The organism is Allobosea sp. 2RAB26, assembly GCF_052115465.1.
In the GTDB taxonomy this organism is placed as follows: Bacteria; Pseudomonadota; Alphaproteobacteria; order Rhizobiales; family Beijerinckiaceae; genus Allobosea.
Map to the genome: position 1 here is coordinate 520,429 of NZ_JBFRGS010000006.1, position 13,708 is coordinate 534,136.

Sequence of the window (13,708 nt, forward strand, 5' to 3'; positions counted from 1 at the left end):
GCGATCTCGCGGCGGCCATGTGCAGCGCCGAGCGGGGCTCAGCCAACGAAGACGGTCCGAAGCATGGCGCCGCCGACGACAGCGGCCGGCCGCAGATCGTTATCATCCGTCGCGGAGAGGACTGATCTCCGCGAAGCGGGCAGGCAAAGCGAAACCCAGTCCGAGCGGATCGTCGGCCTCGATAATGAAGGCGCCCTCGCCTGCGAGGTAGCTGAGGCCGCCGACCTCGACGGTGACCGCTCCCTCGGCGGGATAGGCAGCAGGCCCGAGGACACGCCCCGAGAAACGCCCGCCTGTGATACTGCGGAAACTCCGTGTCCGCCCCAACCCGACCAGCCCCTTGGCGTGGTCGAGCGCCATGCGGGCGGTCACGCCCGAGCCGGTCGGTGAGCGGTCGATCTGCTGCTCGGCGAAGATGCAGAGGTTGAAACTGGTCTCGCCCGGTCCGGCCTCGTCGGTCACGATCGTCCCGTAGAGAAAGCCGAGATCGGGCTCGGTGGGATGCGTGATCGGCGCGCCGGCCCGCACAATGTCGGTGAGGGCAGCAGCAGCCTCGGTCAACTGCTCGACCGGGGTTTCGAAGAGATCGAGCCCGAAGCGTGAAGCCGGAAGGATGCAGTAGAAGGCTCCGCCATAGGCGATGTCGGTCGTGACGCTTCCGAAGCCGGGCACCTCGACCACACGGTCGCGGGCATGGACGAAGGCCGGCACACTCTCGAAGCGCACCTCCCCGACCTTCCCGTCGGCGACGTCGCAGGCGAGCCGCAGCAGGCCGCAGGGCGCCTCGATGGCAAAGTGCGTGACGGGCTCGACCGCTGGCACCAGGCCGCGCTCGATCGCATAGCGGCCGAGCGCGATGGTGGCGTGGCCACACATCGTCGAGTAGCCCTCGTTATGAGTGAAGAGCACGCCGAAGGCAGCCTCGGGATGGCTCGCCTCGACCGGAATGACACCGTACATTCCGGCATGGCCGCGCGGTTCCAGCATCATCGCACGGCGCAGCTGATCGTGGCTGTCGCGCGCCTGTCGACGCTTGTCGAGAATCGTCGCGCCGGTCAGCTCGGGATAGCCACCCGTAACGATGCGCACCGGCTCGCCGCAGGTGTGGTAGTCGAGATAGCTCAGGCGCATTGGCGCGTTCCCCTCACTCATAGGGTGGTTTGGGTGTGAGACGCGGCGGATCGCAGCCGCGCCGGCCGCAGGTCTCGGCTGCGACCTCTGCCGCGAAACCCATTGCGGATGCGGCAACGCTGTCTGACAATCCGCGCAGTCCTGCTCCGAGCTCGCCCGCCTGCGCGAGCGAAGCGAGAAATGCGCCGATGAAGCTGTCGCCGGCGCCGATCGTGTCGACCAGCTCTGTAACCGGAACGAAGCCGCGGACAGTCTTTTTCCCTGGCCGTTCGAGCGCCGCTCCGCGATCGCCCTCGGTCAGCAGGATCGCTGAAACGCCCCGGTCGAACCAACGGCGCAGCGGCGCAACGTAGCCGCCGGGATAGAGCCAGTCGGCATCGTCCGTACTGAGCCGGATGAGGTCTGACAGAGCCATGCGCTGCTCGATGGCGGCAAGCGCCGCCTCCCGATCCGGCAGCGCCGGCGGCCTGATATTGACGTCATAGCTGGTGCTCAGGCCGGCGGAGCGCGCCTGGCGCAGCAGCGTCAACGCCGCGTCCCCGGATGGGCCGATCGTCGCTCCGAACGAGGTGACATGCAGATGGCCAAAACCCGTGAGGTCGGGCAATGGCGGAGGCTCGGCCAGTGCCGTACCGGCGAGGTGGAAGTGATATCGCGCCCCGCCATCGACCCCAAGCGGGGCAACGACCGCCAACGGTGTGGGAGCATCGCTCTCAGCAACGAAGCGCCGATCGATCGCCTCTGCCACAAGCCGGGCCTGGAAGCGCCGCCCCGTGACGTCGCGCGAGAGCGTCGCGCAATAAGCCACGGAGGTGCCGCAGCGGGCGAGCGCCAGCGCCGTGTTGAAACCGGATCCGCCCAGCACGCACTGATAGCGCTCGCCGCACCCATCCTCCGGCACCAGATCGGCGAGCGCTTCGCCGAAGACGAGGACCGCCCCCTGGTTCACAGAAGCCCGCGCTTCGCCAGATTGCGCATCAGATGCGAGGCGCCGAAGGTCCAGGGTTCGCATTCATCGGTGCGGCGCATGCAATTGACGAGCGCTCCCAGTTCCGGCGCGGCAATCGTGACGATGTCCCCATATTTGTGGGTGAAGCCGCCGCCCGGCGTGTCGCGATCCTTGATCGGAGCAAACATGGTGCCGAGATAGAGCGCCGCGCCATCGGGATACTGATGGTTGCGATTGAGCATCTGCGCAGCAAGATCAGCCGGGTCGCGGCTGATCTTTGCGATCGAGGACGAGCCTTCGAGCCTGAAGCCGTCCTCGCCCTCGACCGTCAGCGTCACGGTTGTCCTGCGGACATGGTCGAGCGAGAAGCCGGCGTCGAAGAAGCGGATGAAGGGACCGACCGCTGCCGCTGCATTGTTGTCCTTGGCCTTGCCGAGCAGCAGCGCCGAACGGCCCTCGACGTCGCGCAGATTGACGTCATTGCCGAGCGTTGCTCCGACGATGGCGCCGGTCGAGGCGACGATCAGCACGATCTCCGGCTCGGGATTGTTCCAGGTCGAGGCCGGGTGCAGGCCGGCATCGACACCGGTGCCGACGGCCGACATCGGCGGCGCCTTGGTGAAGATCTCGGCATCCGGCCCGATACCGACCTCGAGATACTGGCTCCAGGCTCCCTGCTTGATCAGCACGTCCTTGAGATGCATCGCCTCGGGCGAGCCGGGCTTCAGCTTCGAGAGATCGTCACCGATGAGCTTGCCGATCTCCTCGCGGATCGTGGCGGCGGCGGCCGGGTTGCCCCGCGCCTTCTCCTCGATCACGCGCTCCAGCATCGAAACCGCGAAGGTCACTCCGGCGGCCTTGACCGCCTGCAGGTCGAGCGGTGCGAGCAGCCAGGGCTTCGTCGCATCGCGACGCGAAGGCGGCGTGTTTGCAAGGATGTCGGCGAGCGTCCCGATGGGCTGGCCCTTGGCGGCGCGCAGGGCGGCTGCGGGATCGGCCGTCTCGCAGAGATCGCGCATCGTGGCGAAGGCAGCGGTGATATCCACAAGTTCATCACCGCGCAGAACAACGACCGCGGGACCGGCGACGTCCGGGCGCCAGACCCGGCCAGCGAGCGCGGCGGCTGCGGCGTCCGCCGGCAAAGTGTTCCGTGGCGTCAGGGCAAGCTCGGGCATGATCGATCGTCCGTTGGTGGAATTGTCACGTTGAAAGTCGCAGGCGAGAACAGCCGCTTCGCAGCCAATGTGCAAGAGTGCAGGGACGCGGATCAGACATGGCGCACATGTCGTGCGATTGTCATTGAAACGTCACCTGTTCTTCATGCTAGCTTGCGCACCAACGACAAGAGCCGCCCGCACGAGCGGGGCATAAGGGAGAGATAGATGACATCCAGATCGCGCTTGATGATTTCGGCCGCGGTGTTGACGCTGGCCGGTGCGGCTCCGGCCGTCGCGCAGACAGAGATCCAGTGGTGGCATGCGCTGACCGGCGCCAATAACGACGTTGTCGTAAAGCTGGCCGAGGAATTCAACGCCTCCCAGAAGGAATACAAGGTCGTTCCGGCCTATAAGGGCTCCTATCCCGACACGCTGAATGCCGGCGTCGCCGCCTTCCGCGCCGGAACCGCGCCGCACATCCTGCAGGTCTTCGAAGTCGGCACCGGCACGATGATGTCGGCCAAGGGCGCGGTGAAGCCCGTGCACGAACTGATGAAGGAAGCCGGCGAGCCTTTCGATCCCAAGGCTTATTTGCCGGCGATCACCGGCTACTACTCGACCGCCAAGGGCGACATGCTCTCCATGCCGTTCAACTCGTCGAGCATGGTGATGTGGTACAACAAGGACGCCTTCAAGAAGGCGGGCCTGAACCCGGACGCCCCGCCGAAGACCTGGCCAGAAGTCTTCGAGGCCGGGAAGAAGCTGAAGGCCGCCGGATATGACAAGTGCGGCTTCACCAATGCCTGGGCGACCTGGGCCAATATCGAGCAGTTCGGTGCCTGGCACAACATCCCGATCGCGACCAAGGCGAATGGTCTCGATGGTTTCGACACCGTCCTCAACTTCAACAGCCCGCTCTTCCTGAAGCACTGGACCAACCTGGTCGAGCTGCAGAAGGACAAGACCTACGATTACTCCGGCCGCACCAATAACGGTGAAGGCCGCTTCACCTCGGGCGAATGCCCGATCATGCTGACCTCGTCGGGCTTCTTCGGCAACGTCAAGGCCAATGCCAAGTTCGACTGGGCCAACGCCGCGATGCCGTACTATCCGGAAGCGGCCGGGGCACCGCAGAACTCGATCATCGGCGGCGCTTCGCTGTGGGTGATGGGCGGCAAGAAGGCTGACGAATACAAGGGCGTCGCCAAGTTCTTCACCTTCCTGTCCGATGTCGACCGCCAGGTGAAGCTGCACACCGAGTCCGGTTATCTGCCGATCACCAAGGCCGCCTATGCCAAGGTCAAGGACTCGGGCTTCTACAAGGACAAGCCCTATCTCGAGACGCCGCTGCTGGAACTCAACAACAAGGAGCCGACCGAGAATTCGCGCGGCCTGCGCTTCGGCGGCCTGGTCCAGATCCGCGACATCTGGTCGGAAGAGCTCGAAGCGGCGCTGAACGGCCAGAAGACACCGAAGGCTGCGCTTGACGCCGCCGTCGAGCGTGGCAATCAGGCACTGCGTCAGTTCGAACGGACCGCCTCGCGCTGAACCGGCTACGATCCAGAGCCGGGGCATTCCGCCCCGGCTTTTCTCTTGCTTCACGGGCTGCATGCAGAAGAACGCCTATTTCCGGAGCCTGACGATCCCGCTCCTGCTGCTCCTGCCGCAGCTCGCGATCACGGTCGTGTTCTTCTATTGGCCCGCAAGCCAGGCGGTCTGGCAGTCCTTCCTGCTGGAAGACGCCTTCGGGACGTCGACCCAGTTCGTCTGGTTCGAAAACTACCAGAGCCTCTTTTCCGATCCGGGTTACTTCAAGGCGCTGCGCAACACCGCGATCTTCTCGACCTTTGTCTGCGTGTTCTCGCTCTCGATCGCGCTGCTCTTTGCCGTCATGGCCGACCGCCAGATCCGCGGCGCGGAGATCTACAAGACCCTGCTGATCTGGCCCTATGCCGTGGCTCCCGCCATTGCCGGCGTGCTCTGGATCTTCATGTTCGATCCCTCGCTCGGCATGCTCGCGCGTGGACTGCAGAACCTCGGCATCGCCTGGAATCCCCGGCTCAACGGCAATGACGCCATGACGCTGGTCATCCTCGCCGCGACCTGGAAGCAGATCAGCTATAATTTCCTGTTCTTCCTCGCCGGGCTGCAATCGATCCCCAAGAGCGTGATCGAGGCGGCGGTGATCGACGGCGCGCGGCCGATGCGCCGCTTCTGGACCATCATCTTCCCGCTGCTCTCGCCGACGACGTTCTTCCTGCTCGTCGTCAACATCGTCTATGTCTTCTTCGACACCTTCGGCATCATCGACACGGTCACTGGCGGCGGGCCTGCGGGCGCGACCGAGACGCTGGTCTACAAGGTCTATTCCGACGGCAAGGGCGGCTCCAATCTTGGTGGCTCGGCGGCACAATCGGTCATCCTGCTCGTGATGGTCATCGCCATGACGGCGGTGCAGTTCCGCTTCATCGAGCGCAAGGTGAATTACTGATGGCCTCGGTGCTCTGGAAGGAACTGACGGCCGAGGATCTGCGTCACAAGGCGGCGAAGGATGCGATCGTCGTCCTGCCCGTGGCCTCGATGGAACAGCACGGGCCGCACCTGCCGGTCGGCGTCGACACCATCCTGTGCGAGGGCGTCTGCAAGGCCGCGGCCGAGCGCCTGGACGAGGCCGATGTCGTGGTCGCCCCGACGCTCTGGTGCGGCATGGCCGAGCATCACATGGCCTTCGGCGGCACCTTCACCTTCGACATCCCGACCTATCGGTCCGTGCTGCTTTCGCTGCTCAGGAGCATCGAGCGGCATGGCTTCCGCCGGGTCGTGATCGTCAATGGCCATGGCGGCAATATCGCCGCGCTCGGTGCATTCCTGCCGGATTTCGCCCGCGAGACCGGCCTGCGCATCATCGCGACCACCTATTTCGAGCTGGCGCAGACTGCGATGCTGCCCTTCATGCAGGATCAGACCAGCGTGATGCATGCCTGCGAGATCGAGACCTCGATGATGATGGTGCTGGCGCCGGAAACGGTGAAGCAGGAGCGGCTGGGGCAGGCCTTCGGCATGCTCGGCGCGGATCCGCGTGGCCTGATGCGCCCGACCGTCGCGCGCTACCGCCCCTTCCGTGAGATGACGGAGACCGGCGTGATCGGCGATGCGCGGCGCGCGACGCCGAAGAAGGGCGAGGAATTCCTCAACGCCTGCGCCGAGGCGCTCGCGGCCTTGCTGCGCGACGGGGAGGCCTGGCACTGATGGTCGAGAACCGCCGCTTCGGCGACATCGTCGCCTATATCATCCTGACGATCGGCGTGCTGATCGTCGCCTTTCCGGTTTGGCTGACCTTCGTCGCCTCGACCTGGGATGCTGCGACCATCATCAACGGCCAGCTCCCGCTCTATCCTGGCCCGCATTTCTTCGAGAACTACTACCGCATCCTCTTCGTCGGGACCTCGGGCTCGACCCGCGAGCCGGTGGCCGTGATGATGTTCAACTCCTTCGTGATGGCGCTGGCCATCGCGTTCGGCAAGATCTTCATCTCCGTGCTCTCTGCCTACGCAGTCGTCTATTATCGCTTCCCGTTTCGGATGGCGGCATTCTGGATCATCTTCGTCACCCTGATGCTGCCGGTCGAAGTCCGCATCTTCCCGACCTTCAAGGTCGTCTCCGATCTCGGCATGCTCGATACCTACCAGGGCCTCGCCGTGCCGCTGATCGCCTCGGCGACCGGCACATTGCTGTTCCGGCAGTTCTTCATGACGATCCCCGACGAACTGCTCGAGGCCTCGAAGATCGATGGCGCCGGTCCGTTCAAGTTCTTCAAGGATACGGTGGTCCCGCTCTCGCTCACCACGATCGCGGCGCTCTTCGTCATCCAGTTCATCTATGGCTGGAACCAGTATCTCTGGCCGCTGCTGGTCACCACCAAGGATTCGATGCAGACCATCGTCATCGGCATCCGCAAGATGATCACCACGGCCGATGCGCTCACCGAATGGCAGCTCGCCATGGCAACCGCGATGCTGGCGATGCTGCCGCCCGTCTTCGTCGTCATCGCCATGCAGCGGCTCTTCGTGAAGGGCCTGGTGGAAACCGAGAAGTGACATTGCGTACCGGCAGCCCGGCCCGCTGAGCCGATCGCCGATTATCCGTTACCGACTGACCAAGGAACCCAATGGCCCAGGTTACTCTTTCCAGCGTCAAGAAGGTCTATGCCGGCGGCGTCGAGGCCGTGAAGGGCGTCTCTTTCGACATTCCCGATGGCGGCTTCTGCGTGCTGGTCGGCCCCTCCGGCTGCGGCAAGTCCACTTTGCTGCGGATGGTGGCAGGCCTGGAGACGATCTCGTCCGGCGAAGTCTCGATCAGCGGCAGGGTTGTCAACCAGATCGAACCGGCGGACCGGGACATCGCCATGGTGTTCCAGAATTATGCGCTCTATCCGCATATGAGCGTCTACGACAACATGGCCTATGGCCTGCGCAACCGCGGGACGCCGAAGGACGAGATCGAGAAGCGGGTCAAGGAAGCAGCCCGCATCCTCGCGATCGAAGGCCTGCTGGAGCGCCGGCCGCGCCAGCTCTCGGGCGGCCAGCGCCAGCGCGTCGCCATGGGCCGCGCCATCGTGCGCAAGCCCCAGGTCTTCCTGTTCGACGAGCCGCTCTCCAATCTCGACGCGAAACTGCGCGTGCAAATGCGCGTCGAGATCAAGAAGCTGCAGCGGGCGCTCGGCGTCACCGCGATCTATGTCACGCACGATCAGGTCGAGGCGATGACGCTCTCCGACAAGCTCGTTGTGATGAATGGCGGCCAAGTCGAGCAGATCGGCGTCCCGGCCGAGGTCTATCGCAAACCGGCAAGCCGCTTCGTCGCGACCTTCATCGGCTCGCCGCCGATGAACCTGCTGCCGGCAGCCATCGACGGACCCGGCATCGTTGCGCTCGGCGACGCGCTCCTCGAAGCGCGTGACCTCAAGCAGAACCTTGCATCGGGAACGAAGGTCGAGGTGGGCCTGAGGCCGGAGGATATCGAGATCGCGTCCGAGGGCCAGGCCGGGGCCCTGCCCTTCGATGTCGAGTTCATCGAGGAGCTGGGCGCGACCCAGCTCTTCCACGGCAAGCTTGCCGGACAGCCCTTCGTGATGCAGGCCGCAACCGGCGATGTCGCCGCCGAGGCCAAGCGCCTGTGGATTTCGGTCGACCCCGACCGAGTCCACGTCTTCGATGCGCAATCGGGCGTCCGACTCGGGCGCGAATAAGAGGGATAGACCGCGGACGATCTCCAGCGGCCGGAAACAGCCGCTGGATGCGCTGCTCAGCCCGCCGACCGTTCTTTTGCATCGCGCTCGTAGACGGCGAGGAATGCCTTGCCCATCAACGAGCTTTCGCCATCGATGGCTTTCCGGAGCACCGCGCCCCGGATTGCCTGGATCCCTCGATCCTCGGGCGCTGCTGAACTCGCGAACTCGGCAAGATGAACGGCGAGGCGCGTCTGGCCGTCCTCGGCCAGCGCCGCGGCTCGCTCAGCCAGTTTCTCGGCACCACCCGCAAGCCGAGCCAGTTCGGACGCAAGATCAGCGTTCTTCGCCGGCTTCAGGTTTGCGGGGTTTCCGTCAAACCAACCCGCATAGAAATGGTAGATCCCCCGGACCAGAAATTCGGGGTCATCATATTTCGGCACGAGATAGGGCTTCGCCAGATAGGCGGCCGGTACCTTGACCGCGCGCAGCACCTCGTCGAGCGTCGCACTCTTGTTCATCAGCGCCAGGGTATCGCGAACCAGATGCTCAAGCGCTTCGGCCCCGTCGCGCAACACCTGCGCTGCCCGGCCCTCCCCAACAATGACCGGGCCATGTCCGGGGATCAGGATGTCCGGCTTCAGGCGCTCCATCCGGCGCAGGGCGACAGCCCACTCGGCTGCATAGCGCTGGACCTTGCGCGGATTGCCTGCATTCGGGAAAACCCAGATTACGAAGTCCCCGCTCGCCAGCACGCGCCGCCGCGGCAGCCAGACGAATGTGGCATCGTCGGTCTCGCCGCGCCCGTGGATGAGTTCGAGCTGTTCGCCACCGATCGCAAGCGATAGCGTGTCGTCATAGACGTCATCGGGACGCCGCTGGCCTATCGGATAGACATAGTCCGGCTTGTTGAACTGCTGCCCCTGCACGATGCTGTTGAAGCCATGGGAGGCTTCGTATCGCTCCATCCGGCGCGCGACGTTGCGATGAGCCACGATTCTCGGCCGCGGCCTCGCTCTCGCATCGGCCTCCTCGTCGATGACCTTGATGCCGCTGGTGTGGTCGATATGGCCGTGGGTATAGATCACGGTGTGGATGGGGCTGTCGTCCCAGCTGCGGATCGTCGCGAGCGTCTGGGCGGCGGTGTCTGGCTTGGCCGTATCGATCAGGACAAGGCCTTCACTCGTCCGAATGGCCGTGACGCTGCCGCAGAAATAGGTGGTGTGGACGGTGATGATGTTCTCTGCCACCGCAGTGATGGCGCCGGCAGAGACCGCCTCGGTCCATTCTTCCATCTGCGCTGCGCCACTCCAAAGGCGCTCGAACAATGCGTCCTGCCGCATCTGAATTCCTCCGTCGACCAGAGCATGTCGATAGCACCGCTGGGGAGGAATGACAGGCCACGCACGCGCAGTCCTGACGCGCGATGTCAGCTATGGGTGAGGCGCGCGGTTCGCTGTCGCGGCAACGCGCTCCGGGCACGTGCAACCTAAGCCTCGGGCCCGCCCTCGATCTCGCTGGCCCAGGCCAGCGCCGCCTCGTACTCGATCGGTTTGAAGCAGCGGATCTCGACGAAGGGGATGACCGGATTGGCGATCGCCACCAACGTCTCGATCCAGCCCTTGTCGCTGATCAGGGCCTCACGCGGAAAGCGCCTGAGTTCCGACAGCTTGCTGAACCCATAGCGCAGATCCCTGGCACCCGCCCGGAGCGTGATATCGTGAAAGCCGGTCAGATCGACCAGAACGCCGATCTTCTCGTGCCGGGTCAGCCGTGCGTCGATATCGGCGATCACACTGTCATAATCCTCCACGGTCAGCGTGCCGGAGAGGCGGTAGGCCGCGACATGATCGGGCCCAGCGAGGATTTCGAACATGGACGTCATCCTTTCGCTTCAGACAACGCAGCAGGCCCGCCGCGGTTTCGATTGCTGCCATTGCGCGGTCATGCGTCGTGGTTAGTCTCGCCCTCCACAGGAGGAACGCAGCATGAGCGATGAACTCGTCTTCTACACCCACCCGATGTCACGCGGCCGGATCGTGCGCTGGATGCTGGAGGAAGTCGGCCAGCCCTATCGCACCGAGCTGGTCGGCTTCGGCCCGCCGATGAAGGCGGCCGCGTACAAGGCGCTCAATCCGATGGGCAAGGTGCCGGCCCTGAAGCATGGCGACATGATCGTCACCGAATGCGCCGCGATCTGCGCCTATCTCGCGGACGCCTTTCCCCAGGCCGGGCTGGCGCCGGCACCGGGCAGCAAGGAGCGCGGCCCCTATTATCGCTGGCTCTTCTTTGGCGCCGGCCCGACCGAAGCTGCGGTGACCAACAAGATGCTTGGCGTCGAGGTGCCACCGGAGAAGACCGGCTCGGTCGGCTATGGCTGCTTCGCCGATGTCATGGACACATTGGAAAAAGCGGTATCGCAGGGCGAGTATCTGGTCGGCGACAGGTTCAGCGCGGCCGATGTCTATCTCGGCGCACAGATCGGCTGGGGCCTGCAATTCGGCACGATGGAGCGGCGGCCGGCCTTCGAGGCCTATGCCAAACGACTGCAGGCCCGCCCGGCAGCGATCCGCGCCAATGAGATCGACAATGCGCTGATGCCGCAGCAGCAGCCGGCGGCGGAATAGGCGTCGTTCCACGCTGAGTGCATGCCAAACCCGGCCTCTGGCCGGGTTGTTGCGCAGCGGCGCATCGCCTAATCCTGCGAGAATCGGCCGGCTATCTTGCTGGCCTCTCCCATCTGCGAGACGGGACGTTCCGGGCTGTGCCCGGCAGCAGGCAGAAATGACCGACACATTCGACATTGCCCGGCCGCGCCACGGCATGGGTTTCTATCCCTTCGTGGCGATGATGGCCGCACTGATGGCGACAAACGCGCTTGCGATCGACGCCATGCTGCCGGCCCTGCCCCAAATGGGCGAGACACTCGGCATTGCCGAGCCGAACGACCGGCAGTGGATCGTCACCAGCTATCTGCTCGGCTTTGGTGTGGCCCAGATCATCTACGGCACGCTTTCCGACCGCTTCGGCCGACGGCCCGTGCTGCTGACCGGGCTCAGCATCTATGTCGTCGCCAGTGTGTTCGCTGCCTTCTCCGGCTCCTTCGAGATCATGATGGCGGCGCGCGTGCTGCAGGGCGTCGGAGCAGCCGCGACGCGGGTGCTCGCGGTCTCGATCGTACGGGACTGCTATTCCGGCCGCGACATGGCCCGCGTCATGTCGCTGGCCCTGATCGTCTTCCTGGCCGTGCCGATTCTGGCGCCCTCGATCGGCCAGGCGATCCTCTGGGTCGCACCCTGGCGCTGGATCTTCGGCGTTCTGACCGCCTTCGGCGCCATCGTGATGCTCTGGACCGCAATGCGCCTGCCCGAGACGCTGCATGAGGAGGACCGTACGCCGATCAAGTTCGCCAGCATCGTCTCCGCCTTCCGCACGGTGCTGACCTCGCGCATCGGCGTCGGCTACATGCTGGCGATGACCTTCGTTCTCGGCGGCTTGTTCGGCTTCATCAACTCGGCACAGCAGGTCTTTGTCGATGTCTTCCGGGCGCCGGAATGGTTCACCACCATCTTCGCCCTGATCGCCGCATGCATGGCGGTCGCGTCACTGCTGAATTCGCGCATCGTCGGCCGACTCGGCATGCGCCGGGTCTCGCATGGTGCATTGCTCGGCTATATCACGCTGACCAGCCTGCATGCGGTGCTGGCCCTTGCCGGCAAGGAAACGCTCTGGCTCTTCGCCATCATGCAGGGTGGGACGATGTTCTGCTTTGGCCTGCTGGCGCCGAATTTTGGGGCGATGGCGATGGATCCGCTTGGCCATGTCGCGGGTACGGCCTCGTCCGTCCAGGGTTTCATCACCACGGTCGGCGGAGCACTGCTCGGCTTCTATGTCGGCCAGCATTTCAACGGCACGGTCGTGCCGCTGACACTCGGCTTCTCACTCTGCGGGCTCATGGCGCTCGCGGTGGTTCTGGTGGTCGAGAAGGGGCGGCTCTTTCACCCGGCGCCGGGGCGCAGCTAGCGGCCTGCCCTCTGGGCGCGGAACGTCGTTCCAGGCCGGGCACGCGCGGGTCGCAAGCCGCCGGTCCGTCAGGCCCGCTTCGTGCGCTTGGACGCTACGGTCTTGGGCCGTGCAGCCTCGGCGATCGCGGCGGCCTCTGCGTCTGCGGCTTCCTTCGCCAGCCGCAGCGCGCGCAAGCGCGCGGTCTTCTCCGTGACGGCAACCTGGGCGGCGCGCTGCGCATCCAGCCCACGCTGGGCTTCCTGCCGCTTTTGCTCGGCCTTCTCCAAATTCGCCTGGGCCCGGCGCTTGGCTTCGTCGGCCGAGAGTCCTTTGGTCGACATGGCAGTCCACTCCTTCACGATTGCCGCCCGGTTGGCGGCACTCACAGCGACGCGCCCTATCGGTAGCGCGCATCCAGGCGCACTGGACTGCGTCGAGCAGACCCTTGCGCCGGCATCGTCAGGCTGGCCTGAGCTCAGGCTGCCGCCGGTGCAAGACGCGGCGGACGAACAGGCTTGGCCTTGGGCTTCGGCGCTGCGATCAGTCCTTCGCGCTGAGCCTGCTTGCGCGCCAGCTTGCGTGCACGCCGAATGGCGTCAGCCTTCTCGCGAACCCGCTTCTCGGACGGCTTCTCATACGCCGCACGCCGCTTCATCTCGCGGAAGACGCCTTCGCGCTGCATCTTCTTCTTCAGGACGCGCAGCGCCTGGTCGACATTGTTGTCGCGAACGAGAACCTGCATCTCGGGCTCCTTTCAGAAAAGAAAAAAGGGCCGGGTAATCCCGACCCTTCGTCCAACCGTGCTGCGTATCGTCCTGAAAGGGGGGCGCCAGTACATCCGTGGTCGCCACTCGATTCGGAATGCTACGTTTGCACGGTCATGCAGATCACTCGGCGCGAAGATTGTCCGCGGACATCTTGCCAGAGCGCTTGTCCTGGACGAGCTCGAAGGTGATCTTCTGACCTTCGCGGAGCTCGCGCAGACCAGCACGCTCGACAGCGCTGATGTGGACGAAAGCATCCTGACCGCCATCATCGGGCTGAATGAAGCCGAAACCCTTAGTCGAATTGAACCATTTAACAGTGCCGGTGGCCATGACGAATTCCTTCTCGCAAGGCATTAATTCGCGTGAGACGACGCCTCACACGGTGTTCGATTTTGAGCGGGAAGTTCGTCAGCTAGCGCGCCATTAGCGCGGGGGCCAATTCATTCGGCCTAAGATCGATGCCCCTATATGG

The 13,708-nt window shown here is 64.6% G+C and carries 15 protein-coding genes; 7 read left to right on the forward strand and 8 right to left on the reverse strand.

Features of this window, described 5'->3' with window-relative positions:
• Positions 1-102 precede the first annotated feature (102 nt).
• The 3 genes from AB4118_RS15005 to AB4118_RS15015 are packed head-to-tail and all read right to left on the reverse strand — an operon-like array spanning position 103 to position 3,255.
• Positions 103-1,131 carry a proline racemase family protein gene (locus AB4118_RS15005; RefSeq protein ID WP_441490462.1) on the reverse strand — a complete coding sequence of 343 codons (1,029 nt, stop codon included), beginning with the start codon at positions 1,129-1,131 and terminating at the stop codon, positions 103-105.
• 13 nt (positions 1,132-1,144) lie between these two features.
• Positions 1,145-2,080, reverse strand: coding sequence for a PfkB family carbohydrate kinase (locus AB4118_RS15010; protein WP_441490463.1), 936 nt, complete (start codon positions 2,078-2,080; stop codon positions 1,145-1,147).
• Positions 2,077-3,255 carry a fumarylacetoacetate hydrolase family protein gene (locus AB4118_RS15015; protein ID WP_441490464.1) on the reverse strand — a complete coding sequence of 393 codons (1,179 nt, stop codon included), beginning with the start codon at positions 3,253-3,255 and terminating at the stop codon, positions 2,077-2,079. The genes AB4118_RS15010 and AB4118_RS15015 overlap by 4 nt, the downstream gene beginning before the upstream one ends.
• 228 nt (positions 3,256-3,483) lie before the next feature.
• Here AB4118_RS15015 and ugpB point away from each other — a divergent pair, with 228 nt between their 5' ends.
• The 5 genes from ugpB to AB4118_RS15040 all read left to right on the forward strand — a co-directional run bounded on the left by ugpB (position 3,484) and on the right by AB4118_RS15040 (position 8,485).
• Positions 3,484-4,785, forward strand: a complete 1,302-nt coding sequence (gene ugpB / locus AB4118_RS15020) for a sn-glycerol-3-phosphate ABC transporter substrate-binding protein UgpB (RefSeq protein ID WP_441490506.1) — start codon at positions 3,484-3,486, stop codon at positions 4,783-4,785.
• Positions 4,786-4,846: 61 nt separating this feature from the next.
• Positions 4,847-5,728, forward strand: a complete 882-nt coding sequence (gene ugpA / locus AB4118_RS15025; RefSeq protein ID WP_441490465.1) for a sn-glycerol-3-phosphate ABC transporter permease UgpA — start codon at positions 4,847-4,849, stop codon at positions 5,726-5,728.
• A complete protein-coding gene (locus AB4118_RS15030) occupies positions 5,728-6,486 on the forward strand; it encodes a creatininase family protein (protein WP_069877983.1) in 759 nt (252 codons plus the stop codon). Before ugpA ends, AB4118_RS15030 begins: the two co-directional genes overlap by 1 nt.
• The gene (gene ugpE / locus AB4118_RS15035) at positions 6,486-7,334 is read left to right on the forward strand and encodes a sn-glycerol-3-phosphate ABC transporter permease UgpE (protein ID WP_441490466.1); all 849 of its coding nucleotides are present in this window, start codon (positions 6,486-6,488) and stop codon (positions 7,332-7,334) included. The genes AB4118_RS15030 and ugpE overlap by 1 nt, the downstream gene beginning before the upstream one ends.
• Before the next feature lie 71 nt (positions 7,335-7,405).
• Positions 7,406-8,485 carry a sn-glycerol-3-phosphate import ATP-binding protein UgpC gene (locus AB4118_RS15040; protein ID WP_441490467.1) on the forward strand — a complete coding sequence of 360 codons (1,080 nt, stop codon included), beginning with the start codon at positions 7,406-7,408 and terminating at the stop codon, positions 8,483-8,485.
• Positions 8,486-8,541: 56 nt separating this feature from the next.
• Here the strand turns inward: AB4118_RS15040 and AB4118_RS15045 are convergent, their stop codons facing one another.
• Together AB4118_RS15045 and AB4118_RS15050 are read right to left on the reverse strand one after the other, a co-directional pair.
• A complete protein-coding gene (locus tag AB4118_RS15045) occupies positions 8,542-9,807 on the reverse strand; it encodes an alkyl sulfatase dimerization domain-containing protein (protein ID WP_441490468.1) in 1,266 nt (421 codons plus the stop codon).
• Positions 9,808-9,953: 146 nt separating this feature from the next.
• Positions 9,954-10,340, reverse strand: a complete 387-nt coding sequence (locus tag AB4118_RS15050) for a SpoIIAA family protein (RefSeq protein WP_441490469.1) — start codon at positions 10,338-10,340, stop codon at positions 9,954-9,956.
• A gap of 112 nt (positions 10,341-10,452) precedes the next feature.
• Between AB4118_RS15050 and AB4118_RS15055 the strand changes: the two genes are divergently transcribed.
• Positions 10,453-11,091, forward strand: coding sequence for a glutathione S-transferase family protein (locus tag AB4118_RS15055; protein WP_441490470.1), 639 nt, complete (start codon positions 10,453-10,455; stop codon positions 11,089-11,091).
• Between the two features lie 157 nt (positions 11,092-11,248).
• Positions 11,249-12,487, forward strand: coding sequence for a multidrug effflux MFS transporter (locus AB4118_RS15060; protein WP_441490471.1), 1,239 nt, complete (start codon positions 11,249-11,251; stop codon positions 12,485-12,487).
• Between the two features lie 68 nt (positions 12,488-12,555).
• Here the strand turns inward: AB4118_RS15060 and AB4118_RS15065 are convergent, their stop codons facing one another.
• The 3 genes from AB4118_RS15065 to AB4118_RS15075 form a co-directional block, all read right to left on the reverse strand.
• On the reverse strand, positions 12,556-12,810 hold the full coding sequence (locus AB4118_RS15065) for a hypothetical protein (protein WP_052513594.1): 255 nt from the start codon (positions 12,808-12,810) through the stop codon (positions 12,556-12,558).
• Positions 12,811-12,944: 134 nt separating this feature from the next.
• Positions 12,945-13,211 carry a 30S ribosomal protein S21 gene (gene rpsU / locus AB4118_RS15070; RefSeq protein ID WP_441490472.1) on the reverse strand — a complete coding sequence of 89 codons (267 nt, stop codon included), beginning with the start codon at positions 13,209-13,211 and terminating at the stop codon, positions 12,945-12,947.
• Positions 13,212-13,356: 145 nt separating this feature from the next.
• Positions 13,357-13,566, reverse strand: coding sequence for a cold-shock protein (locus AB4118_RS15075; protein ID WP_043234255.1), 210 nt, complete (start codon positions 13,564-13,566; stop codon positions 13,357-13,359).
• Between the last annotated feature and the right edge of the window lie 142 nt (positions 13,567-13,708).